Origin of the sequence: Streptococcus mitis ATCC 6249, from assembly GCF_000146585.1 — a bacterium.
Taxonomy (GTDB): Bacteria; Bacillota; Bacilli; order Lactobacillales; family Streptococcaceae; genus Streptococcus; species Streptococcus mitis_AZ.
The window spans coordinates 1,061,551-1,084,698 of the sequence record NZ_GL397179.1; the positions used below are offsets into that span (position 1 = coordinate 1,061,551).

24 protein-coding genes, 1 tRNA gene and 1 riboswitch are annotated in these 23,148 nt (G+C 40.1%); of the genes, 20 read left to right on the plus strand and 5 right to left on the minus strand.

Annotated features, from left to right (window positions below):
• Window positions 1-36: 36 nt before the first annotated feature.
• The gene (gene pepT / locus HMPREF8571_RS06960) at window positions 37-1,260 is read right to left on the minus strand and encodes a peptidase T (protein ID WP_000222020.1); all 1,224 of its coding nucleotides are present in this window, start codon (window positions 1,258-1,260) and stop codon (window positions 37-39) included.
• Window positions 1,261-1,617: 357 nt separating this feature from the next.
• Here pepT and pitA point away from each other — a divergent pair, with 357 nt between their 5' ends.
• The 6 genes from pitA (at window position 1,618) to hemH (ending at window position 9,154) form a co-directional block, all read left to right on the plus strand.
• Complete coding sequence (gene pitA / locus HMPREF8571_RS06965; RefSeq protein ID WP_001020811.1) at window positions 1,618-4,203, plus strand: PI-2 pilus tip adhesin PitA; 2,586 nt, start codon at window positions 1,618-1,620, stop codon at window positions 4,201-4,203.
• Window positions 4,203-4,754 (plus strand): PI-2 pilus system signal peptidase SipA, encoded by a 552-nt coding sequence (sipA, locus tag HMPREF8571_RS06970; RefSeq protein WP_000924792.1) that lies wholly within the window; start codon window positions 4,203-4,205, stop codon window positions 4,752-4,754. The genes pitA and sipA overlap by 1 nt, the downstream gene beginning before the upstream one ends.
• Window positions 4,754-6,019, plus strand: a complete 1,266-nt coding sequence (locus tag HMPREF8571_RS06975) for a DUF7601 domain-containing protein (RefSeq protein ID WP_004240116.1) — start codon at window positions 4,754-4,756, stop codon at window positions 6,017-6,019. The genes sipA and HMPREF8571_RS06975 overlap by 1 nt, the downstream gene beginning before the upstream one ends.
• A 16-nt stretch (window positions 6,020-6,035) precedes the next feature.
• Window positions 6,036-7,034 carry a class B sortase gene (srtB, locus tag HMPREF8571_RS06980; protein ID WP_000695086.1) on the plus strand — a complete coding sequence of 333 codons (999 nt, stop codon included), beginning with the start codon at window positions 6,036-6,038 and terminating at the stop codon, window positions 7,032-7,034.
• Window positions 7,035-7,109: 75 nt separating this feature from the next.
• Window positions 7,110-7,982 carry a class B sortase gene (gene srtB, locus HMPREF8571_RS06985; protein ID WP_000858438.1) on the plus strand — a complete coding sequence of 291 codons (873 nt, stop codon included), beginning with the start codon at window positions 7,110-7,112 and terminating at the stop codon, window positions 7,980-7,982.
• Window positions 7,983-8,059: 77 nt separating this feature from the next.
• A complete protein-coding gene (gene hemH, locus HMPREF8571_RS06990; protein WP_004240118.1) occupies window positions 8,060-9,154 on the plus strand; it encodes a ferrochelatase in 1,095 nt (364 codons plus the stop codon).
• Window positions 9,155-9,195: 41 nt separating this feature from the next.
• Here hemH and mscL read toward each other — a convergent pair whose 3' ends face one another.
• Both mscL and HMPREF8571_RS07000 read right to left on the minus strand, forming a co-directional pair.
• Window positions 9,196-9,576: a large conductance mechanosensitive channel protein MscL gene (gene mscL / locus HMPREF8571_RS06995; protein WP_000910201.1), complete on the minus strand. Its 381-nt coding sequence runs from the start codon at window positions 9,574-9,576 to the stop codon at window positions 9,196-9,198.
• A gap of 64 nt (window positions 9,577-9,640) precedes the next feature.
• Window positions 9,641-10,093, minus strand: coding sequence for a GtrA family protein (locus tag HMPREF8571_RS07000; protein WP_004240123.1), 453 nt, complete (start codon window positions 10,091-10,093; stop codon window positions 9,641-9,643).
• A gap of 28 nt (window positions 10,094-10,121) precedes the next feature.
• Window positions 10,122-10,218: riboswitch (PreQ1 riboswitch) on the plus strand.
• Here HMPREF8571_RS07000 and HMPREF8571_RS07005 point away from each other — a divergent pair.
• From HMPREF8571_RS07005 to dapA, 4 genes are all read left to right on the plus strand, one after another.
• The gene (locus HMPREF8571_RS07005) at window positions 10,216-10,725 is read left to right on the plus strand and encodes a QueT transporter family protein (protein ID WP_000737308.1); all 510 of its coding nucleotides are present in this window, start codon (window positions 10,216-10,218) and stop codon (window positions 10,723-10,725) included. (Overlaps the previous riboswitch by 3 nt.)
• 105 nt (window positions 10,726-10,830) lie before the next feature.
• Window positions 10,831-10,903, plus strand: a tRNA-Thr gene (locus tag HMPREF8571_RS07010).
• A gap of 339 nt (window positions 10,904-11,242) precedes the next feature.
• On the plus strand, window positions 11,243-12,319 hold the full coding sequence (locus HMPREF8571_RS07015; RefSeq protein ID WP_000542459.1) for an aspartate-semialdehyde dehydrogenase: 1,077 nt from the start codon (window positions 11,243-11,245) through the stop codon (window positions 12,317-12,319).
• 51 nt (window positions 12,320-12,370) lie between these two features.
• Window positions 12,371-13,306 carry a 4-hydroxy-tetrahydrodipicolinate synthase gene (gene dapA, locus HMPREF8571_RS07020; RefSeq protein WP_000121868.1) on the plus strand — a complete coding sequence of 312 codons (936 nt, stop codon included), beginning with the start codon at window positions 12,371-12,373 and terminating at the stop codon, window positions 13,304-13,306.
• 44 nt (window positions 13,307-13,350) lie between these two features.
• On the opposite strand, the gene mnmE is transcribed toward dapA, so the two are convergent.
• Together mnmE and HMPREF8571_RS07030 are read right to left on the minus strand one after the other, a co-directional pair.
• Window positions 13,351-14,724, minus strand: coding sequence for a tRNA uridine-5-carboxymethylaminomethyl(34) synthesis GTPase MnmE (gene mnmE, locus HMPREF8571_RS07025; protein ID WP_000632759.1), 1,374 nt, complete (start codon window positions 14,722-14,724; stop codon window positions 13,351-13,353).
• Window positions 14,725-14,856: 132 nt separating this feature from the next.
• Complete coding sequence (locus HMPREF8571_RS07030; protein ID WP_001117401.1) at window positions 14,857-15,039, minus strand: 4-oxalocrotonate tautomerase; 183 nt, start codon at window positions 15,037-15,039, stop codon at window positions 14,857-14,859.
• A 122-nt stretch (window positions 15,040-15,161) separates the two neighbouring features.
• On the opposite strand from HMPREF8571_RS07030, the gene HMPREF8571_RS07035 reads away from it, so the two are divergent.
• The 10 genes from HMPREF8571_RS07035 to HMPREF8571_RS07080 all read left to right on the plus strand — a co-directional run bounded on the left by HMPREF8571_RS07035 (window position 15,162) and on the right by HMPREF8571_RS07080 (window position 23,137).
• Window positions 15,162-15,761, plus strand: coding sequence for a thymidine kinase (locus HMPREF8571_RS07035; RefSeq protein WP_000068148.1), 600 nt, complete (start codon window positions 15,162-15,164; stop codon window positions 15,759-15,761).
• Window positions 15,751-16,230 (plus strand): GNAT family N-acetyltransferase, encoded by a 480-nt coding sequence (locus HMPREF8571_RS07040; protein WP_000151340.1) that lies wholly within the window; start codon window positions 15,751-15,753, stop codon window positions 16,228-16,230. Before HMPREF8571_RS07035 ends, HMPREF8571_RS07040 begins: the two co-directional genes overlap by 11 nt.
• A 9-nt stretch (window positions 16,231-16,239) precedes the next feature.
• Complete coding sequence (gene prfA, locus HMPREF8571_RS07045) at window positions 16,240-17,319, plus strand: peptide chain release factor 1 (protein ID WP_001028815.1); 1,080 nt, start codon at window positions 16,240-16,242, stop codon at window positions 17,317-17,319.
• On the plus strand, window positions 17,319-18,155 hold the full coding sequence (prmC, locus tag HMPREF8571_RS07050; protein WP_000761889.1) for a peptide chain release factor N(5)-glutamine methyltransferase: 837 nt from the start codon (window positions 17,319-17,321) through the stop codon (window positions 18,153-18,155). Before prfA ends, prmC begins: the two co-directional genes overlap by 1 nt.
• Window positions 18,139-18,741 carry an L-threonylcarbamoyladenylate synthase gene (locus tag HMPREF8571_RS07055; RefSeq protein ID WP_000969286.1) on the plus strand — a complete coding sequence of 201 codons (603 nt, stop codon included), beginning with the start codon at window positions 18,139-18,141 and terminating at the stop codon, window positions 18,739-18,741. Before prmC ends, HMPREF8571_RS07055 begins: the two co-directional genes overlap by 17 nt.
• A gap of 1 nt (window position 18,742) precedes the next feature.
• Window positions 18,743-19,174, plus strand: a complete 432-nt coding sequence (locus tag HMPREF8571_RS07060; protein WP_000942955.1) for a GNAT family N-acetyltransferase — start codon at window positions 18,743-18,745, stop codon at window positions 19,172-19,174.
• 61 nt (window positions 19,175-19,235) lie between these two features.
• Window positions 19,236-20,492, plus strand: coding sequence for a serine hydroxymethyltransferase (gene glyA / locus HMPREF8571_RS07065; protein WP_000575495.1), 1,257 nt, complete (start codon window positions 19,236-19,238; stop codon window positions 20,490-20,492).
• A gap of 7 nt (window positions 20,493-20,499) precedes the next feature.
• Entirely contained in the window at window positions 20,500-21,474 is a 975-nt protein-coding gene (locus tag HMPREF8571_RS07070) for a nucleoid-associated protein (protein WP_000356098.1), read from the plus strand.
• Window positions 21,474-22,076 (plus strand): lysozyme family protein, encoded by a 603-nt coding sequence (locus HMPREF8571_RS07075; RefSeq protein WP_004240129.1) that lies wholly within the window; start codon window positions 21,474-21,476, stop codon window positions 22,074-22,076. Before HMPREF8571_RS07070 ends, HMPREF8571_RS07075 begins: the two co-directional genes overlap by 1 nt.
• 86 nt (window positions 22,077-22,162) lie before the next feature.
• Window positions 22,163-23,137: a DUF1002 domain-containing protein gene (locus HMPREF8571_RS07080; RefSeq protein WP_001227373.1), complete on the plus strand. Its 975-nt coding sequence runs from the start codon at window positions 22,163-22,165 to the stop codon at window positions 23,135-23,137.
• The last annotated feature ends 11 nt before the right edge of the window (window positions 23,138-23,148 follow it).

Consider the following 23,148-nt stretch of genomic DNA (forward strand, 5'->3'; position numbering starts at 1 on the left):
AAAGAAAGGCGAAGTAGCTGAGCTACCTCGTCTTTTTTAGTCATTATAGGATACAATACCAATGATGGTATCTACTGCGCGCTCCATAGTTTGAAGGCTGACGTATTCAAAACGGCCGTGCATGTTTTCACCACCAGCAAAGATATTTGGAGTTGGAATCCCCATAAAGGAAATCTTAGAACCATCTGTTCCACCACGGATTGGTTCGATAATTGGCGTGATTCCCAGATCTTCCATTACGGCTTTGGCAATGGTAACAGGAGTCATATCTTTCTCGATGACTTCTTTCATATTGTAATACTGGTCAGTGAGAGTGAGTGTAACGCGATCATTCCCAAGCTCTTGATTCATCTTATCAGCAATAGACTGCATAGCTGCTTTACGAGCTTCAAAGGAATCCTTTTCAAAGTCACGGATGATGTAGCTTGCACGCGCCTCCTCGACACTACCTGACACATCCATGAGATGATAGAAACCTTGGTAACCATCTGTCAGTTCAGGTCGATCGTTCTCTGGAAGTTGATTATGAAAATCAATCGCTAGCTGAAGGGCATTGATCATCTGTCCTTTGGCAGTACCAGGATGGACATTGCGCCCTTGGAAATGAAGCTCAGCAGCAGCTGCTGAGAAAGTCTCGTACTGAAGCTCCCCTAGTGGGCCACCATCAACAGTATAGGCAAAGTCAACGTCAAAGTCTTCAGCATCAAAGTTGTTAGCTCCAACACCGATTTCTTCATCTGGACCAAAACCAACACGAATCTCACAGTGTTTGATTTCGGGATGAGCAGTCAGATATTCAATAGCAGTCATAATCTCAGCAATCCCTGACTTGTCATCAGCACCCAACAAGGTCCTGCCATCAGTTGTGATAAGCGTTTGGCCATGATATTTTTCAAGACTCTTGAAGTCAGAGGGATCTAGTTTAAATCCAGAATCACCCAAGTCGATAGCTCCCCCATCGTAATTTTCGATGACTTGCGGATTAACTCCCTCAGCATTAAAATCAGCAGTATCCATATGGGAGATGAAGCCAATTTTGCGAGTGAGCTTTGGATCATTAGCTGGTAAGGTACCAATAGCAAAACCATTTGGAAGGTAGTAGACGTTTTGCAAACCAACACGTTTCATTTCAGGAATAAGAACATTGGTCGCAAAATCTACCTGGCTTTGCGTACTTGGAGTAGTAGTAGAGTGTTCGTCAGATCGCGTATTGACCTTAACGTAGGTTAAGAAACGATCTAAAAGGTTCGGATAAGTCATAAAAACTCCTTTAACAATCATAAAATAGAATGCAAACTTCGGAAAAATCCTCATTCTGAAAATTTCACGAATTTTGAAAAAATATAATAATTCAAATTCAATAGACTTTTAAATGAAATCTTGGATATTTTAGATTAAAATATATGCATCGATATTTTATGAGATTTTTTTATTCTTTTTTCATTTTACCATAGAATAGTTTGAAAGACAAAGAAGAATCATACTCTTTTTTCGATTATGATAATATATTTAAAATCATATTAGTTGACACTGCGTGAAGTTTATTGTACAATAATCTTGCGAATAACTAGATTGATATAACAATAGGTCTAAAGTATCTTACTTAAGGAGAATAAAATGAATATTCACTTCGAGTTTAAGAAAGTTCAAATTATTGTACGCCGTTTAGTTACACTGTTAGCTATTCTCTTTTTGTGTGCTCCGATGAGTCTGTTAAATGCTGATTCTACCATAGAACCCCAGACAATTCTTCATAAAATAATTACTCCGATATCAGGACAAGAAGACAAGTATGAGTTGTCCTTGGATATTACTTCCAAGCTTGGAACGGAGACCCAGTCAGAACCCCTAGATGTTGTTTTGGTAGCCGACCTCTCAGGAAGTATGAATAAGAGAGATGTTCCTTCTTCTACTGGCAGAACAATTACAAGATTGGATGCTTTAAAAAATACCCTTAAAGGAACTCGAGATCGTCAGGGCTTAATTGATACCATTTTATCCAATTCAAATAATCGATTGTCCATGGTAGGTTTTGGTGGAAAAATCGATAATAAGTTTGCGGAACAATCATGGAATTCCTACTACAGAAAATGGGAGTGGGGGTATCGGTATTGGCCGTATGAAGAGAGAACAGCATTTTATGATGGTGTATCCCCATGGGATGATGCAGATACAATTTTAAATTGGAATAACGATGCTAGTGGTTCAAAGACTGCAGTCAGTAAAATGAGAATTGCTGGTGGTCAATCAATAGGGACTGAATCAGGAATCGGTACAGGAACCAATATTAGCGCGGGTATTCGTATTGCCAATCAATTGATAGATAGTGCAAGACCAAATGCAAAGAAGGTTGTTATTGTTCTATCAGATGGTTTTGCCAATATGTATTACAACGACAGTGGTTATACTGTTTATAACTATAATAATCAAGATGGATCAGAAACGGCGCCTGAATGGTTCTGGAATAATTTAGATGTATCTATCAATAATCTAGCCTATAGTCTTGCTCCAAAACTTGATGGTTTTTATTCCATTAAATTTCGTTATTCAAACAATGTCGACAGTATTACTAGTCTGCAGTATTATATCAGGTACCACAATTCTTCCATTCCTAATGAAATCCTATCCGCAAACAATGAAGACCAATTACGAGACAGTTTCAAAGATATCACTGATAAGATTCTGCCACTGGGGATCCACCACGTGACCATCAAAGATGTTCTTTCTAAGTATGTTCAGTTATTACCGAATGGATCTTCAGATTTTCGTGTCGTTAAAGAGAAAGATGGTAGCAGTGAAACATTAAGCAAAGAGCAAGTAACTTTTGAAACCAAGACAAGCTCAGAAGGTTTAGTGGAGGTTACGGCTAATTTTTCTCCTAATTATTCCTTGGAAGATGGCGCTAGATATGTCCTCAAATTCACTGTTACATCAAGCCAAGAAGCCTTAGATGTTATTGCTGGTGATAAGAAGATAGAGGCTGGTGATGCTGAGGGGTCTGATGTCAATAAACTCTATTCCAATAAAGGTGCCAGTGTCACATATTCCTATGGAATAGGCACATCTCAAACCAAGACCAAAGATTACTCTGACAAACCAACCTTCAAGCCTTCGGATCCATTAACGGTTCCAGTGGAAGTGAAGTGGGAAGGTGTTAATGGAAGTAGCACAGTAACAGCTAGTCAACCTAAGGCTTTAGATTTTAAATTAATTCAAAAGAGCAAGAGTGGTGGAACTGACAAGAATGAATACAGGAAAACTAGTGTTGGAGTAAAAGCAGGTGAGCTAAGTGAAACTTCCAATTTTGAAAAAGTAGCTAAGGGTTATCAATATGATCTTACAGCCCCTGATGTTCCAGGTTTTACTAAGGAAGTAAAAAAAGAAGGAACGGACCAATCGCCAACCTTTAAAGTATTCTATCGTCAATTACCTAGTTTGACGTTAAGGAAGATATTAGTCCCTGAAGATACATCGAATAAGAGTTTTAATATTAACATCGAGCTAACTGATAAAGAACGAAATCCTATAAATGGTACTTTTGGTGATATCAAAGTTACTAATGGACGTGCTCAAATACCATTAACACATAATGCCGAAAAATCTCTAAAATATCTCCCGTATGGAACCCATTATAAGGTTAAAGAAGAAGCGGCATCAACGAACGGCTACCACGTTACATATGAGAATCAAGAGGGTGATCTGAATAAAGATGAAACCAGTATTGTCACGAATCACAGGCTTCCAAGTTTATCAGTCACAAAAAAAGTTACAGGCGTATTTGCCAACCTATTAAAATCCTTCAAGATTACCATTAACATCAGGGATGCTCAGAACAGTCCATTGAATGGAACTTATAATGCAACGGTGAATAATAAAAGAACCCCTCTGCAATTTACGAATGGTCGAGCGTCTATTGATCTCAACAAAGATCAAACCATAAAAATTGATGGACTTCCACTCGATAGTCACTATACCGTAGAAGAGGAATCAAGCTCTTCGCTTGGATATCAGGTTTCTTATGAAAATCAAGAAGGTAAACTGGATGGGGACAAGTCTGCGACAGTCACGAATAATAAGAATAGTGTACCTGAAACCGGAGTTGATTTCCTCAGCAGTACACTCGTGTTAGGAATAATCCTTCCTCTAGGAGGAATCTTCTTTACAATCCTACTCGGATATCTAGTGGTACATAGGAGAAAATAATGCTACTTAAAAAGAAATATAAGAAAACAGTAACACAAGTCAATCGGGATAAGTCTCCGCCGAGTGTATGGGGAGATATCCTCTACTTAGTCAGTAAGCTTCTGATGGTTGGGTTTGTACTGGCCACCCTTTACTTTTTTGTCTTTGGACTATTGAGATACAATGACGATGGCATGAAGCCAGCCTTAAAAGATGGCGACTTGGTTGTCTATTATAGGTTGGATAAACGTTATTCGATTGGTGATCTGCTCGTCTATAGTTATAAGGGTAAGGAAAGAGTGGCGCGTGTCATTGCAACCGAAGGAAGTACGATCGATATAAACGAAAATGGTCTCATCATCAACGGTTCTCCTCAGCAAGAGCAGGATATCTACAAAGAAACGCTGCTCTATAAGGAAGGGGCTACCTTCCCAATGAAAGTCCCAGCAGGACAACTCTTTGTCCTCGGAGACAATCGAACAACGGCTGTAGATAGTCGTGCTTTTGGAACCATTCCTATACAGGATACCCATGGTAAGGTGGTAACAGTCCTAAGGCGACGGGGCTTTTGATGACAATTTATGAAAAAAGAAATTTAAAAATAAAAGGAATAATCATGAAAAAAACATTTTTGAAAAAATTAGTTACTGCAAGTATTGCAGCTGTAACCGCCTTGTCGGTCTTTAGAGGAGTGCCAACATTTGCGGATGATAATGATGTGGCAACTGCCAAAGCAAATGGTGAAACAAGTGCAAAAGTTTCTATTAATAAGGTATTGAATATTGCGGAAGGAATTACAACACCTGAAGCAACCTTTACATTTACTTTCACCCCTAAAACTGGTACATCATCAAATGGTGCACCTTATGAAACGATTGATTCTTCTAATGGTCAAATTACAGATAAAAATGTATCTTATTCTGGAACAGACGTTTTAGCAACTGGCCAAACTAACATTAAGAAAGATACCGGCGATATTTTTAGAGAAGTGAACTATACACATGCTGGTGAATATGTCTATACTGTTGCTGAAAAACAAAATGTTGGTTGGAAAGTTATTCAAAAAAATGGTTCACCTATTGATTTTATGACATATGATAATCGCAACTATGAAATGCACGTTATTGTTAAGAACAAAACTACTGGAGGAACTTATATTTCTTCTGTGTATTTTAAACAAGTATCCCCAAGTGTGAATGGAAAAGTAAAACCATCTGAAAGTGGAACTACTTACAAATATGATCTTTTCACTAACATCTATCGTAAAAATGCTGGTAAAATAACAGATCCAAATGAACCAAACCCTAATAAACCAAATGTTTCAAAAGTTGACCCAAATGCTAAATCTTTAGTAATTAAAAAAGTTGTGTCAGGTGCTACTGCAGATAAATCAAAAGATTTCACTTTCAAGCTTACTTTCACAAAAGCATCTACAGAAACTTCACAATCCATCACTGGTAAAATCGGTGAAACCTCAAAAACATTTGTCTATGGTCAAGAAACAACTATAACACTACGCCACGATCAATCTTTGGTGTTTGACACAATTCCTGCTGGTACTCGTTATAAATTGGTTGAAACAGGATCTCAAGGTTACACAGCTTCAGCTGCATATAAGGAGAACGGAGCATCAAAAAATCAAGCTGGTACAGTTTCTACAAATTTCACTCAAGATAGTATTCTTGTTGGTGAAAAACCAAACGATAACACTATCACAAATAGCTTACCAGACGTTACCCCTACTGGTCTCTTGATTGACAACCTTCCTTTCATCTTGATGATTGGTCTTGGTTTGGCTGGATTTGTTGTTTTGTCTAAAAAACGCAAACAAGCTTAAGCAAGTGGTTTGACTTATGAAAATCAAGCGTGAGAAACCAAAGAGGAGTTTTTCTAGACGTCTGGTACTTGCTGTAGATGCGTTGATAAATCATATCTTGCTTCTCTTAGCGGCCTTAGTCTTTCTCTTTGGTTTCTACGCCCTTTGGGATGCCAATCAGGTTTATTCTCAGGCTTCATCCAGTGAGTATGAGGCCTATAGACCAGTGAGTACTACTGAGAAAGATGAGCTTGCTAGTTTTTCTGGCTTTCACAAGCTACAGCAAGTCAATCCAGAGGTTCTCGGTTGGATCAATGTCTATGGCACCAATATCGACTATCCCTTAGTCCAAGCCAAAGATAATGAAAAGTACCTGAACAAGGACTCCAAAGGAGAATTTGCAGCTACAGGAGCTATTTTCCTTGAGGCTCGAAATGAATCCAAGTTCGAGGACTTTAATACCATCATCTACGGACATCATGTAGAAAATGGGGTTATGTTTGGAGATGTAGCAAAGTTTTCTGATAAGGAATTCTTTGACCAGCATCGCTACGGCAGTATTTACTATAATGGCGTTGAAAAAGGTCTTGAGATCTTTGAGATGCTCGAGGTGGACGCCTATGACTTTAACATCTACGATCCGGGTATTAATGGAGATGATCGGCGCCAAGAATATATCGATCACTTACTCTCGGTTGCCATCCACAAACGAGATATTACACTGGGGCCAAATGACCATATCATCCTCCTCAGTACCTGTTTCCTAGACGTAACAAATGGGAGACATATCGTAGTTGCCAAGATTACGGATACAATTCCAAAAACCACCTTCCATACGAAAAAATCAAAACCATTCCCTTACAGTGTCTTTGATGATTCGTCGCTCGGACGATTTCTCTCATCGATTCCTTTGTGGATATGGTACATCATCGTATTTATCTTGCTCTTGCTATTGATCTTCTTGCTCATTATCCTCTACTTGATCTTGCGACGAAGAAAAGAAGCGAAAGAAGAAGCAGATAGTATTACTGACTAAACTACTGATAAAAGAGAAAGGGACAGACTCTCTTGCTCTTTTATTTTCAAGGCTAGAAAGGAGAAAGAAGGAAACATGAAAACAAGTACAAGTCGCAAAGTCATAAACGTCATTCTATCCCTCTTTCTAGCTTTTTTCTGTCTTTTTACTGGTGATAGGGTCCTTGCGAGCGACTACGATCACTATAATCCCATTGAAAAGGATGCCAGCAGTACGGGCTTTGAAACCTTGCAGCACCTCAACAAGGATGTTTGTGGTTGGATTAGCCTAGATGGGACCAAGGTAGACTATCCCCTCTTGCAGAGTCAGGATAATGTTAAATACCTTGACCGAAATGCCTTTGGTGATTATACTGTGTCGGGGTCTATTTTTCTAGACTATCGTTTTAATCCAAATTTTACCGACTTTAACACCATCATATACGGTCACTCCATGGCCTCTGGTGCTATGTTTGGTGAGATACAAAAGTTTGCTAACCAAGAGTTTTTTGAAAATCACCGTTATGGCTCTATCTATTATAACGGTCGTGAACGAGGGCTTGAGATTTTTGGGATTTTAGAAGTGGATGCTTATGACACGGAGATTTATCGAACCCTGAGTTCCAATGACGAGGAACACCAGGCCTACTATCAATATCTGCTAAGTAAAGCCAAGTACAAGCGGGATGTCTCCTTGACCTCAACGGACAAGATTGTTTTATTAAGCACCTGTTTCCTTAATATTACCAACGGACGACATATCCTCTTAGCTAAAATAACGGATGCACCGGTAAAAGCAGCACAGGATAAGAGTGGGGAAGCAGTAGTAACTCGGTATTTCGATCACGGAATTCCCAGCCATTGGATTTACATCCTAGCCTTTCTACTCCTGCTTATCGTCCTCTTACTTCTTATCCTCATCATCCTAATCATGAGACGAGATAAAAAGACTAAAGAAAAAAAGAAATAGTAGACGTCGGAAGCGTTTACTATTTCTTTCTTTCATGATAGAATAGATAGTGAAAATAATAACATAAGGATGATAACATGAAAAGAGCAATATTAATGATGACCTTTGGATCTCCAGAGGAGATTAGTTTTGAAGGAGTAGCAGAATTCTTTACAAACATTCGTCGTGGAGTTAGACCCCAGGATCACGAGATTCAGACTCTCTATGACAACTATGTCCTTATCGGTGGGACGCCCTTGCAGCGGATTACACGTGAGGAGGTTGATTTAGTCAAGGAATGTTTAGGCGAGGAGTACGGTATCTACTTTGCCAACAAATTTTCTCGTCCCTTTATCCCAGACGTCATCCAACAGATGGAGGCTGATGGTGTTGAAGAATGTATCTGCTTGATTTTGGAACCTCATTATTCTTTTTACTCAGTCATGGGGTATGAAAAGTTTCTGGAAAGCCAACAGATCCGATTTTTAGTAATTAAGGACTGGTATCAACAACAGCCTTTGTTGGACTTTTGGACAGATGAGATTAGCAAAATTTTACGAAACCATGTTGGAGAAGAGTCTTTCAAGGTAATCTTTTCAGCACACAGTGTTCCCATTTTTGCCTTGGACTATGGAGATCCATATATCGATCAGATTTTCGATAATAGCAAGCTAATCGCTGAACAACTCGGCCTAACAGCCGACCAGTATACCAATACTTGGCAGAGTGAAAGCGATATTGGAATCCCTTGGATCAAGCCAGATGTCTTAGAGTATTTACGAGAACAAAAGCAACATCCCGAGCATTATATTTTTATCCCGATTAGTTTTATCAGTGAGCACATCGAAGTCTTGTTTGACAACGATGTAGAATGTTATGAGTTGTGTCAAGAATTAGGTGTCACCTACCATCGCCCACCTATGCCAAATACGGATAGCCGTTTAATTGACGCTTTAGTTGCTACTGTAAGAGCCAATGAACACAAAGAATTTAAAGCTTTTCTCCCAGAAGAAGAAACTTTTGATGAGTTAGCTCCTTCAGCAACTACCAAGGACATCATGGAGGAGACAGACGATCTTCAGATGCCAGAATTTGTCAAAAAGCTCATTGAGAAAAAAGGTCGTGAAAATGTGAAGATGCCTTACTTGATTAAGAAAATGCTCGAAAAGGCTGGGAAGTTACCAAAAGACTAAAGAAAAAAGGATTTAGCTTTAAGCTAGATCCTTTATCTGTCTTATTTTTTCTCAAGAAGAGCTTTGATTTCTTGAAGAACTTCGAGTTCAGTTGGAGCAGCAGGTGCTTCCTCAACCACTTCCTCTTTCTTGCGAAGGTTTTGCGCTTTTTCCATAGCTTTAATAACGAAGAAGAGAACAGTACCTACAACGAGAAAGTTGATAATAGCACTCAAGAATTTACCATATGTAACACCATTCCATGCAAGCTCAGCGATGTTTTGTACGTTCGCAGCTTCCAAAGCTGGGTTCAATAGAAGTGGAGTGATGATATCATTAACAAATGAAGTAACGATAGCACCAAATGCAGAGGCAATGATCACACCGACAGCGAGGTCAACGACATTACCACGAAGCAAAAATGCTTTAAGATCCTTTAACATTTTCATAAATTCCTTTCCAAAAATTTCATTCTTATTATAACTTAAAACCGAACGAATTGCAAGGTTAATGCTTTTGAGATGAATTGTCCTTTTTAAAAATATAGATTTTACTGAGAATATAGTTTAAAATAATGATCAATATCTGTGCTAATATGGTCTCGATAGTATTAACTTTATCTATATTATATTTAACAAACTGGCCAATAACATCAGGAAAGGTTGTAACAAAGATATAAGTTAAAAGTACGTCCAGTCCAATTGTAGACAGACGAGCTAAGAAAAATTTAACTAGTCGAATTGGCCAATTCTTCCTCTCTTGTTTAAAAACAAATGTATCATTTGTGATAAAGGCAAAGAGAATCCCGATAATATTTGCCAGTGCAGTTGCTAGGATTTCCTGACGGCTGATATGATAGATAGCTAAACGTGATAAAATAGATACTAAAGTAGTAGCACCACCAAAAAATAGATAGGAGAGGATTTCGCTATCAAAAAAAGCCTTTATTAGTTTTTTCATGATTTTAGTATAGCATAAAGTCATATAATGTGCTATACTGGTAAGGTTGATTCACTCAACCCTTGGTGCTTAGCTTCTTTCACCAAGCATATTTTACGCGGGAAACCGCCAAAGGAGAAAACATGAAAAAATTAACTGTTCGTGACATGGCAGATATTGCCATCGTTGCTGCTATCTATGTGGTTTTAACCATTACCCCACCACTAAATGCTATTAGCTACGGTGCCTATCAGTTTCGTATCTCTGAGATGATGAATTTTTTGGCTTTTTACAACCCTAAATATATCATCGGTGTGACGATTGGTTGTATGATTGCTAATTTCTTTAGCTTTGGCCTAATTGATGTCTTTGTCGGCGGCGGATCTACCCTAGTTTTTCTTAGTCTAGGTGTTTGGCTCTTTAGCAAGTATAAGAAAGACTATTTGTTCAATGGTTTGATTCGAAAAGATCATTTCTTATTTTCAATCCTCTTCTCTATTTCAATGATTACCATTGCAGCAGAACTTCATATCGTTGCTGAAGCTCCATTCTTTTTCACTTGGTTTTCTACAGGGATTGGAGAGTTTGCATCCCTTATCGTTGGTGCAATCCTAATCGGAAAACTGGGACAGCGAATCGATTTAACAAAATAAGAAGTTTATAAGCTAGATACTTGATAAATCTAGCTTTTTTCATTCCAGAAAATTAAAAGAGAGCGCTTGACAAAAACATAGAACTATAGTATACTTTTTAGGTAAGCTGATTTAGCTCAGTTGGCAGAGCGCATCCATGGTAAGGATGAGGTCGCCGGTTCAATCCCGGCAATTAGCATTATTTAGACAGGAAAACTCTTGATATTCGAGAGTTTTTTATATTTACCCCGCATTAGCCTTGACAAAGTCAGCAAAGCATAGTAGAATTAAACTTGCGATGAGTCGATAGGTAGTCTTCGGACTACTATTGAGCATAAGGAGGTCATAACGCAGGAGCGGACCTTGATGAGTTGTGTGAACCTGCTCATCACATGAAGATGCCTCTTAGTCCCTAGTCAATGACTAGGGATTTTTTATTTTCAGAAAATATAACCCAAAAATGCTTTTCAATTTTTAGAAAAAGTAGTATAATACATCTATTATAGAAATTTTTAGAAAATTCCGAAAGAGGTTATTTATGGGATATACAGTTGCTGTAGTCGGCGCGACAGGTGCTGTCGGAGCTCAAATGATAAAAATGTTGGAAGAATCATCACTTCCTATTGATAAAATTCGTTACCTTACATCTGCACGTTCAGCTGGTAAGACTTTGAAATTTAAAGATCAAGATATTACGATTGAGGAAACAACTGAAACAGCCTTTGAGGGTGTTGATATTGCACTCTTCTCAGCTGGTGGTTCGACATCTGCTAAGTATGCTCCCTACGCAGTTAAGGCTGGTGCTGTAGTGGTTGATAACACATCTTACTTCCGTCAAAACCCAGATGTACCATTGGTTGTCCCAGAAGTAAATGCTCATGCACTTGATGCCCACAACGGAATCATTGCCTGCCCGAACTGTTCAACAATCCAAATGATGGTGGCTCTTGAGCCTATTCGTCAAAAATGGGGCTTGGACCGCATCATCGTTTCAACTTACCAAGCGGTTTCAGGTGCTGGTATGGGAGCGATTCTTGAAACACAACGTGAACTTCGTGAAGTCTTGAATGACGGTGTGAATCCACGTGATTTGCAAGCGGAAATCTTGCCTTCAGGTGGAGATAAGAAACACTATCCTATCGCTTTTAACGCTCTTCCACAAATCGATGTCTTCACTGATAATGATTACACTTACGAAGAGATGAAGATGACTAAAGAAACTAAGAAAATTATGGAAGATGATAGCATCGCAGTGTCTGCAACATGTGTGCGTATTCCAGTCTTGTCAGCTCACTCTGAGTCTGTTTACATCGAAACAAAAGAAGTAGCTCCAATCGAAGAAGTGAAAGCAGCGATTGCAGCCTTTCCTGGTGCAGTTCTGGAGGATGACGTAGCAAATCAAATCTATCCTCAAGCCATCAATGCTGTTGGCTCACGAGATACCTATGTAGGTCGTATCCGTAAGGACTTGGATGCTGAAAAAGGAATTCACATGTGGATTGTTTCAGATAACCTTCTTAAAGGTGCTGCTTGGAACTCTGTACAGATCGCAGAAACGCTTCATGAGCGTGGTTTGGTCCGTCCAACAGCTGAGCTGAAATTTGAATTGAAATAATGGTTTAGGAGTTCGAATGAACTCCTTCTTTGAAATAGAGAGGTGTTTCTCATGTCTTACCAAAATCTAAAAGAATGTAAAATCATTACTGCCTTCATCACTCCTTTCCATGAAGATGGTTCCATCAACTTTGATGCCATCCCAGCCCTTATAGAGCATTTATTGGCCCACCATACAGATGGAATTCTTCTTGCAGGGACGACTGCTGAGAGTCCAACCTTGACCCACGATGAAGAGTTGGAACTCTTTGCTGCTGTACAAAAGGTTGTCAAGGGACGTGTTCCTTTGATTGCGGGTGTAGGTACCAATGACACACGTGACTCGATCGAGTTTGTCAAAGAAGTTGCAGAATTTGGTGGTTTTGCAGCTGGGCTTGCAATCGTACCTTACTATAACAAACCTTCTCAAGAAGGGATGTATCAGCATTTCAAGGCTATTGCTGATGCCTCAGATTTGCCGATTATCATTTATAACATTCCAGGGCGTGTGGTTGTCGAATTGACTCCTGAGACTATGCTTCGTTTGGCTGACCACCCAAATATCATCGGTGTTAAAGAATGTACCAGCTTGGCAAATATGGCTTACTTGATTGAGCATAAGCCAGAAGAGTTCTTGATTTATACAGGTGAGGACGGAGATGCTTTTCATGCTATGAATCTTGGTGCAGATGGAGTTATTTCTGTTGCCTCTCATACAAATGGAGATGAAATGCACGAAATGTTTACTGCCATTGCAGAAAGCGATATGAAGAAAGCCGCAGCTATTCAGCGTAAATTCATTCCTAAGGTCAATGCCCTCTTCTCTTATCCAAGTCCTGCTCCAGTTAAGGCGGTTCTGAACTATATGGGATTTGAAGCTGGACCAACTCGATTACCTCTAGTTCCAGCACCAGAAGAAGATGCCAAACGCATTATCAAGGTTGTTGTAGATGGCGACTACGAAGCAACAAAGGCAACTGTAACAGGTGTCTTAAGACCAGATTACTAATAAAGACAATAAAATCCATGACCGCTAGAACGATCATGGATTTCTTATTTTCCTAAACAGAATTGGCTAAAGAGTTGGGTGATGAGTTCATCAGGAGCTGCATCTCCAGTGATTTCTCCTAGGATTTCCCAAGTACGGGTCAAATCTACTTGAAGCAAATCAACTGGCATCCCCAGTTCCAGGCCTTCATTAACTGCTTGCAAGCTTTCAACAGCTTTTTCAATCAAGGAAATGTGGCGGGCATTTGACAAGTAAGTGGCGTCTTGCTCAACCAAACCAGCATTTTCAAAGAAGAGGTTGTTGATTCTCTCTTCAATCTTATCGATATTTTGATTTTTAAGAACTGAAATACGAATGACATCTTCTGGAAGTTCAGAAGTTTCAATCGCTTCAGGTAGGTCAGTTTTATTAAGTAGAATAATGCGGTTGGTATCCTGACTGATTTCTAAGAGTTGGCGGTCTTGAGCGGTTAGTGGTTCGCTAGCGTTTAAGACAAGAAGTACCAAGTCAGCTTCCTTGAGGGCTTTTCTCGAACGCTCGACACCGATTTGTTCCACGATGTCATCCGTTTCACGGATACCAGCTGTGTCAATCAATTTTAGGGGAACACCGTTAATGTTGACGTATTCTTCGATGACATCACGGGTTGTACCAGCGATGTCTGTTACGATGGCCTTGTCTTCACGAAGGAGATTGTTGAGAAGACTGGATTTTCCCACGTTGGGACGACCGATGATGGCAGTTGAAATTCCCTCACGGAGGATTTTACCGCGACGGGCTGTTCGAAGGAGATTGGTTAGCAATTGCTCAAACTCCATAGTCTTCTCACGGACAACAGCAGTAGTGGCTTCCTCAACATCGTCGTACTCTGGATAGTCGATATTAACTTCTACTTGGGCAAGTGTATTGAGGATTTCTTGGCGGGTATTATTGATAAGATCAGAAAGGGAACCATCGAGTTGTTTGACTGCAATATTCATAGCTTTGTCTGTTTTGGCACGGATGATGTCCATCACCGCCTCAGCCTGTGTCAAGTCCACACGACCATTTAGAAAGGCCCGTTTGGTAAATTCACCAGGTTCTGCCATGCGAGCTCCTTCACGTATTACGAGTTGAAGAATTTCATTGGTCACCGCAATCCCACCATGAGTGTTAATCTCAATAATATCCTCACGAGTGAAGGTCTTTGGAGATTTCATAGCCCCAACCATAACCTCGTCCATGATCTCACCAGTTTGAGGGTCAACGATGTGACCGTAGTTAAGCGTGTGGCTAGCAACCTTACTCAGGTCTTTTCCTTTAAAAATCTTTTGCACAATAGCAAAACTATCTGTTCCGCTCAAGCGGACAATACCAATGGCCCCTTCTCCAAGAGGGGTAGAGATAGCAGCAATGGTATCAAATTCACGTGTAATCATATTTCTTCCTTTAAAACACTTTTCTTGGAAATATCTCCAAGGCTCTTTTCAAATTGTAACAAATTTAAACCATTTCTTCAATGGAAGCTACTTAAAGATTGAAAAAGCCTAAGCAAATTTGCTTAAGCTTGCTTATTTGGTACGCATTTCACCTTGAGGAAAATAGGTTCCTTCAGGCATGTCGTTGATAATGACATGAACAGCAGACTGAGGTGCTCCTGTGTTGCGGACAACTGCTTCAGTAACCTCCTTAGCAAGAGCTTTCTTTTGCTCGAGCGTACGTCCTTCAAACAAATCGATGCGAACAAATGGCATAATAGCTTCCTCCACTAGTTTTTGATTTCTTCTATTTTACCACATTTTGCCATTTAAAGCTTTTGGAAAATATGGTATACTAGAATGTAGCAAAAATTTAGAAATGGACGTGAAATAGAAGCATGGCACAGTTGTATTATCGTTATGGGACTATGAACTCAGGTAAAACGATTGAGATTCTCAAGGTAGCCTATAACTATGAGGAGCAAGGAAAAGGTGTTGTCATCATGACCTCTGCTCTGGATACACGTGATGGTGTTGGTTATGTATCTAGTCGAATCGGCATGAAACGACCAGCTCTTGCGATTGAGGAAACGACGGATATCTTTGGTTATATTCGAGACTTACGTGAAAAACCTTACTGTGTGTTGATCGATGAGGCCCAGTTTCTAAAGCGTCACCATGTTTACGACCTAGCTCGTGTTGTTGATGAGTTAGACATACCTGTCATGGCTTTTGGTTTGAAGAATGACTTTCGAAATGAGTTGTTCGAAGGTTCAAAATACCTCTTGCTCTTAGCGGATAAAATTGACGAGATTAAGACCATTTGCCAATATTGTAAGAAAAAGGCGACTATGGTTCTCAGAACCCTAGACGGTAAACCTACTTATGAAGGTGAACAAATTCAGATTGGAGGTAATGAAACCTATATCTCGGTTTGTCGTAAACATTATTTTGCGCCAATGATAACATCTAACCAAGAGAACAACTATGACTATTGAACTGAGAGATGTTACAATGGAAAATTATTTTGATGTTTTGAATTTGGATGTCAAGGAATATCAAAAACAATTCATTGCAACCAACGCAATTAGTTTGACTGAAGCATATGTCTACACTAAAAATGGAGATTTTGTAGCTCCATTGGCAGTTTATGATAAGGATGCAATTATAGGTTTTGTGATGATAGCTTATGATAAAAAGATCGGAATTAGTTGTGGAAATTATTTACTATTTCGTTTTATGATTGATAAGAATTTTCAAAATCAAGGATATTTTAAATCAATTATGGATAAAGTGCTGGACTATGTTCGGACAGCGCCAGCAGGTTTTGGCAATAAACTTTGGTTGTCTTATGAACCAAAAAATGAACATGCAAGATCTTGTTACCTCAGTTATGGATTTAAAGAAACTGGTGAAACATTTGAGAACGATGTAGTAGCAATCTATGATTTATCAATTGAGAAATAAGGAGAAAAAATGAACATCTATGATCAACTACAAGCTGTAGAAGACCGTTATGAAGAATTAGGAGAATTACTGAGTGACCCTGATGTCGTTTCAGACACCAAGCGTTTCATGGAGCTTTCGAAAGAAGAGGCTTCAACCCGTGATACAGTAACGGCCTACCGTGAGTACAAACAAGTCCTTCAAAACATCGTTGATGCTGAAGAGATGATTAAGGAATCAGGCGGAGATGCAGACTTGGAAGAAATGGCCAAGCAAGAGCTCAAAGATGCAAAGGCTGAAAAAGAAGAGTACGAAGAAAAACTGAAAATCTTGCTTCTTCCAAAGGATCCAAACGATGACAAGAACATCATCCTTGAAATCCGTGGGGCGGCTGGTGGAGACGAAGCAGCGCTCTTCGCTGGAGATTTGCTAACTATGTACCAAAAGTATGCGGAAGCCCAAGGCTGGCGCTTTGAAGTCATGGAAGCTTCTATGAACGGTGTCGGTGGTTTCAAGGAAGTGGTTGCTATGGTTTCTGGTCAATCCGTTTACTCTAAACTCAAGTATGAGTCTGGAGCCCACCGTGTTCAACGTGTCCCTGTGACAGAAAGTCAAGGCCGTGTTCATACCTCAACAGCGACAGTTCTAGTCATGCCTGAAGTGGAAGAAGTAGAGTACGATATTGATCCAAAAGACCTTCGTGTTGACATTTACCACGCATCTGGTGCTGGTGGACAGAACGTAAATAAGGTTGCGACTGCCGTGCGTATCGTTCACTTGCCAACCAATATCAAGGTTGAGATGCAGGAAGAACGTACCCAGCAGAAGAACCGTGAGAAGGCTATGAAAATCATTCGTGCGCGTGTTGCTGACCATTTTGCTCAGATTGCACAAGACGAACAAGACGCTGAACGTAAGTCTACTATTGGTACTGGTGACCGTTCAGAACGGATTCGTACTTATAACTTCCCACAAAACCGTGTCACAGACCACCGTATCGGCTTGACTCTCCAAAAACTAGATACTATTTTGTCTGGTAAACTGGATGAAGTTGTAGATGCCTTGGTTCTTTATGACCAAACACAGAAATTAGAAGAATTAAACAAATAATGAAATTAGCTCAATTATTTTCAGATTTTGAAGAAGAGTTGGTTAGACAAGGAGAGGAAGCTGAAAGCCTCTCTTTTGTCTATCGTAGCCTGAAAAATCTCTCTTTTACGGACTTTGTTTTTACCCTTCAGCAGGAAGTGACAAAAGAGGAAGAAAATTTTGTAGAAGAAATTTATCAGCAGTTAGCAGCCCACAAACCGGCACAGTATATCATCGGACAGGCAGATTTCTTTGGAATGCAGTTAAAAGTGGATGAGCGAGTTTTGATTCCTCGGCCAGAGACAGAAGAGTTGGTGGATCTCATCCTCACAGAAAATCCCGAGGAAAGTCTTAAGATTCTAGATATCGGGACTGGAAGTGGCGCCATAGCTCTCGCATTAGCTAAAAACAGACCAGATTGGTCAGTGACAGCAGCAGATATTTCTCAAGTCGCCTTAGAGCTTGCATCAGAGAATGCTAGCAATCAAAATCTTAATATATTTTTTAAAAAATCTGATTGTTTTGCAGAAATTTCTGAAAAATATGATATAATTGTATCCAATCCACCCTATATCTCTCGTGAAGATGAGTCAGAGGTTGGTTTGAATGTTTTGCATTCAGAACCTCATCTAGCTCTCTTTGCAGATGAGGATGGCTTGGCTATTTACCGCAGAATTGCGGAAGATGCAAAAGACTATCTCACAGATGGTGGTAAGATTTACCTTGAAATTGGATACAAGCAAGGTCAAAGTGTTCCTGCGCTTTTTAGGAAACATCTTCCTGAAAAACGGGTACGAACACTCAAGGACCAATTTGGTCAAGATAGGATGGTTGTAGTTGATGATGGACAGGATTAGACAAGAGTTGGAAAAAGGCGGAGCTGTTGTTTTGCCTACAGAGACAGTTTATGGTCTCTTTGCTAATGCCTTAGACGAAAAAGCTGTCGACCATGTTTACCAACTCAAACGTCGTCCCAGAGACAAGGCACTCAATCTTAATGTCGCTTCTCTAGAGGATATCTTGCACTTTTCAAAGAATCAGCCAACTTATCTACAAAAGCTTGTAGAGGCCTTTTTACCGGGTCCCTTGACCATTATCCTCGAAGCCAATGACCGAGTTCCCTATTGGGTCAACTCTGGTCTTGCAACTGTCGGATTTCGGATGCCGAGTCACCCCATTACACTGGATTTGATTCGAGAGACAGGTCCTTTGATTGGGCCGTCTGCCAATATCTCGGGTCAGGCGAGTGGAGTGACCTTTGCTCAAATTCTAAAGGATTTTGATCAAGAGGTTCTGGGTCTGGAAGACGATGCTTTTCTAACTGGACAGGATTCGACGATTTTGGATTTGTCTGGAGACAAGGTGAAAATCCTACGCCAAGGGGCGATTAAGCGAGAAGATATTCTTGCACAGTTGCCAGAGATTTCTTTTGAGGAGGAGTGAGATGCTAAGAGATTTGCAAGAAACAGATGTGAATGCTATATGTGAGATTAACCAAGAGGCTTTGGGCTATTCTTTTAGTCCAGAGGACACAGCTAGTCAACTAGCTAGACTGTCTCAGGATTCTCATCATTTCCTACTTGGCTATGAGGATGAGGTCAGCCATGTCCTACTTGGATATGTCCATGCTGAAGTTTATGAATCCCTCTATTCCAAAGCAGGATTTAATATCTTAGGCTTAGCAGTTTCGCCTCAAGCACAAGGGCAAGGTATCGGTAAAAGCTTACTGCAAGGGTTGGATCAAGAAGCAAAAAGACGGGGTTATGAGTTTATCCGCTTAAACTCTGCTGATCATCGTCTGGGTGCTCATGCATTTTATGAAAAAGTTGGTTATACTTGTGATAAAATGCAGAAACGGTTTATTCGCATTCTTTAGTTTATTTTCTTCCTTGTAAAAACAAACTAAAGGACCAGTCACACTATAAAGGAGAAGACCTATGATTTTTGATAAAGACGATTTTAAAGCATACGATGCTGATCTCTGGAATGCTATTGCCAAAGAAGAAGAACGCCAACAAAACAATATCGAGTTGATTGCTTCGGAAAACGTGGTTTCCAAGGCTGTTATGGCAGCTCAAGGGTCTATCTTGACAAACAAATATGCCGAGGGTTACCCAGGACGCCGTTATTATGGTGGAACTGATGTGGTAGACGTGGTAGAAACTCTAGCTATTGAACGTGCAAAAGAAATTTTCGGTGCTAAGTTCGCCAATGTTCAACCTCACTCAGGAAGCCAAGCCAACTGTGCTGCTTATATGGCCTTGATTGAGCCAGGTGATACCGTTATGGGGATGGATTTGGCAGCAGGTGGACACTTGACCCACGGAGCTCCAGTTAGCTTCTCTGGTCAAACCTACAACTTTGTTTCTTATAGTGTGGATCCTGAAACGGAACTCTTGGACTTTGATGCAATCTTGAAACAAGCCCAAGAAGTAAAACCAAAACTAATTGTAGCTGGTGCTTCAGCCTATTCTCAAATTATCGATTTCTCAAAATTCCGTGAAATTGCAGATGCCGTTGGTGCTAAGCTCATGGTCGATATGGCCCATATCGCTGGTTTAGTTGCAGCCGGTTTACATCCAAGCCCAGTTCCATACGCTCATATCACGACAACAACGACCCACAAAACCCTTCGTGGACCTCGTGGTGGCTTGATCCTGACAAATGATGAGGACCTAGCTAAGAAAATCAACTCAGCTATTTTCCCTGGTATTCAAGGTGGTCCTTTGGAGCATGTTGTGGCTGCTAAGGCGGTTTCCTTCAAAGAAGTTTTGGATCCAGCCTTTAAGGAATATGCTGCCAATGTTATCAAGAACAGCAAGGCTATGGCTAGTGTCTTCTTGCAAGACCCTGATTTCCGTATCATTTCTGGTGGTACTGAAAATCACCTCTTCCTAGTGGATGTAACCAAGGTTATAGAAAACGGAAAAGTGGCTCAAAACTTGCTGGATGAAGTCAATATTACCCTAAATAAAAACTCAATTCCATACGAAACCTTGTCACCATTCAAGACAAGTGGAATTCGTATCGGAGCAGCAGCCATCACTGCACGTGGATTTGGTGAAGAAGAATGCCGTAAAGTTGCTGAACTCATCATTAAAACCCTTAAGAATGCAGAAAATGAAGCTGTCTTAGAAGAAGTGAGAAGTGAAGTCAAAGCGTTGACAGATGCCTTCCCACTATACGAGGACTAATACTTTTATGGACATTTATATTAAGAAAGCTATTATCCATCAGTTCAGCCCAGATGATACCGAGCTGTTTCTAGCGGATAAATTTCTCAATATCACGCCAAAAATCGAAGAATACCTGCGCAAAAAAATCGAGCGTGTGTATTCAGATGAAGCCAAGACGGGGATTTTCGAGGAAGAAAATCCCTTCTTCAATCACATCACAGACGATTTGTTGGATACATCAGTAACTCTGGCTAACCTCTGGAAAGAGGAGTTTAGCATTTCAGAAAATCTCAAGACCAATGACTTGGTTTTTGTTCAGTTTTCTAAAGAAGGCGTTGAACATTTTGCTTTCTTGCGAATTGCCTTGCGGGAAACCTTGACCCACCTCGGTGGAGAAGTTGATAATCCAATCAAGCTGACTCAGAATAACCTGCCGGGATTTGGAACGGGGGCTGATGAGGCCTTGGTCGTCAATCTTCAAAGTCGCAAGTACCACCTGATTGAGAAACGAATCAAGTACAATGGGACTTTTTTGAACTATTTTTCAGAAAATCTCCTAGCTGTCGCTCCTAAGATTTCTCCCAAGAAATCCATCAAGGAATTGGAAAAAACAGCCCAGAGAATTGCTGAGTCCTTTAACACAGATGATTTTCAGTTTCAATCCAAGGTTAAGTCAGCTATTTTCAACAATCTTGAAGAAAGCAATGAGCTGTCGCCTGAAAAATTGGCTAACGACCTTTTTGACAACAATCTGACAGCTCGTTTGAGCTTTATCGACCAAGTCAAGGAAGCCGTACCAGAACCAGTCCAGTTTGATGAAATTGATGCCAGTCGTCAGCTCAAGAAATTTGAAAACCAAAAACTTTCTTTGTCAAACGGAATCGAACTCATCGTTCCCAACAATGTTTATCAAGACGCGGAGTCTGTTGAGTTTATCCAAAATGACAATGGAACCTATTCTATCTTAATCAAAAATATCGAGGACATTCAAAGTAAATAATGTTTAAATTTATAAGAAGAGTGCTTGTGCTAGCAGTCTTCCTTTTCGCAGGATACAAAGCTTATCATATCCATCAGGATGTTAAACAAGTCATGACCTACCAACCCATGGTGCGAGAAATCCTCAGTGAAAGAGATACTCCAGCCAATGAAGAGTTAGTTCTCGCCATGATTTATACCGAAACGAAGGGAAAAGAGCGAGATGTCATGCAGTCTAGTGAGTCTGCTAGTGGCGCTACCAATACCATCAAAGACGATGCCTCTAGTATTCGCCAAGGGGTACAGACTTTAACAGATAATCTCTATTTGGCACAGAGCAAAGGAGTAGATGTCTGGACCGCCGTTCAAGCCTATAATTTTGGACCTGCCTATATCGACTTTATCGCTCAGAATGGCAAGGAAAATACTCTGGCACTAGCCAAGCGTTACTCCCGAGAAACGGTCGCTCCAATTCTTGGTAATACTACAGGGAAGACCTACACCTACATCAACCCAATTTCTATCTTTCACGGAGCCGAACTCTATGAAAATGGTGGAAATTATTACTACTCGAGACAGGTTCGCTTTAATCTCTATATCATGAAATTCTTTAATTTCTTCTAAACATCTGGTTTGACCAGGTGTTTTTCACTATAAGTTTTCTTTAAGATTGTTTTATTACCCTAGAAAGGTAAAGGAGGGAATATCCCATGAGAAAGAAATTCTTTCTAACAAGTGCTGCAATATTGTGGGCCGCAACAGCTATGACAAGCGTCCACGCAGCAACTGATGTTCAAAAAGTAATCGATGAAACCTATGTTCAACCTGAATATGTTCTAGGATCTTCTCTATCTGAAGACCAGAAAAACCAAACTCTTAGCAAACTTGGCTATGACGCATCAAAAGACACCAAAGATATCAAAACTATGACCCCTGATATCTATTCGAAAATCATGAATGTGGCTAATGATGCTAGCTTACAGCTCTATTCGTCAGCTAAGATTCAAAAGCTAGGTGATAAGTCGCCTCTAGAAGTTAAGATTGAAACGCCTGAAAATATCACCAAGGTGACGCAGGATATGTACCGTAACGCAGCAGTGACGCTGGGAGTTGAGCATGCTAAAATCACAGTTGCAGCTCCTATTCCAGTTACAGGTGAGAGCGCCCTAGCAGGGATTTATTACTCGTTAGAGGCCAATGGAGCTAAAGTACCACAAGCCAATAAAGACTTGGCTCAAGAAGAGTTAAAAGCCTTGTCCGATATCAATGCTGAAAACAAGGACAAGTCAGGTTATGATGCCAATAAACTCAATGTAGCTTTGGCAGATATCAAGGCAGGAATCGCAAAGGCAAAAGAAGCCAAAGGAAATCTGACAGAAGAAGATGTCCGCAAAATCGTTGAAGACACGCTAAAAAACTACAAACTCGATCAGGTTATAACAGGAAACCAGGTCAATATTATCATCAATTTTGCCCTTAACCTCTCAAAGAGTGATATTTTGAACAATGCTGATTTCACTAAAACCCTCAATGACCTCAAGGAAAGTATTGTTTCCCAAGCTGGAGATAGCTTTAAAAATATCAACCTCAACTTTGATGCCAATAAAGCGCTAGAAGACGGGGGCAATTTCTTTAGCTCCCTTTGGCAAGCCATTGTCAACTTCTTCAAGAGTTTTGGTGCTTAAGTCATTTCATG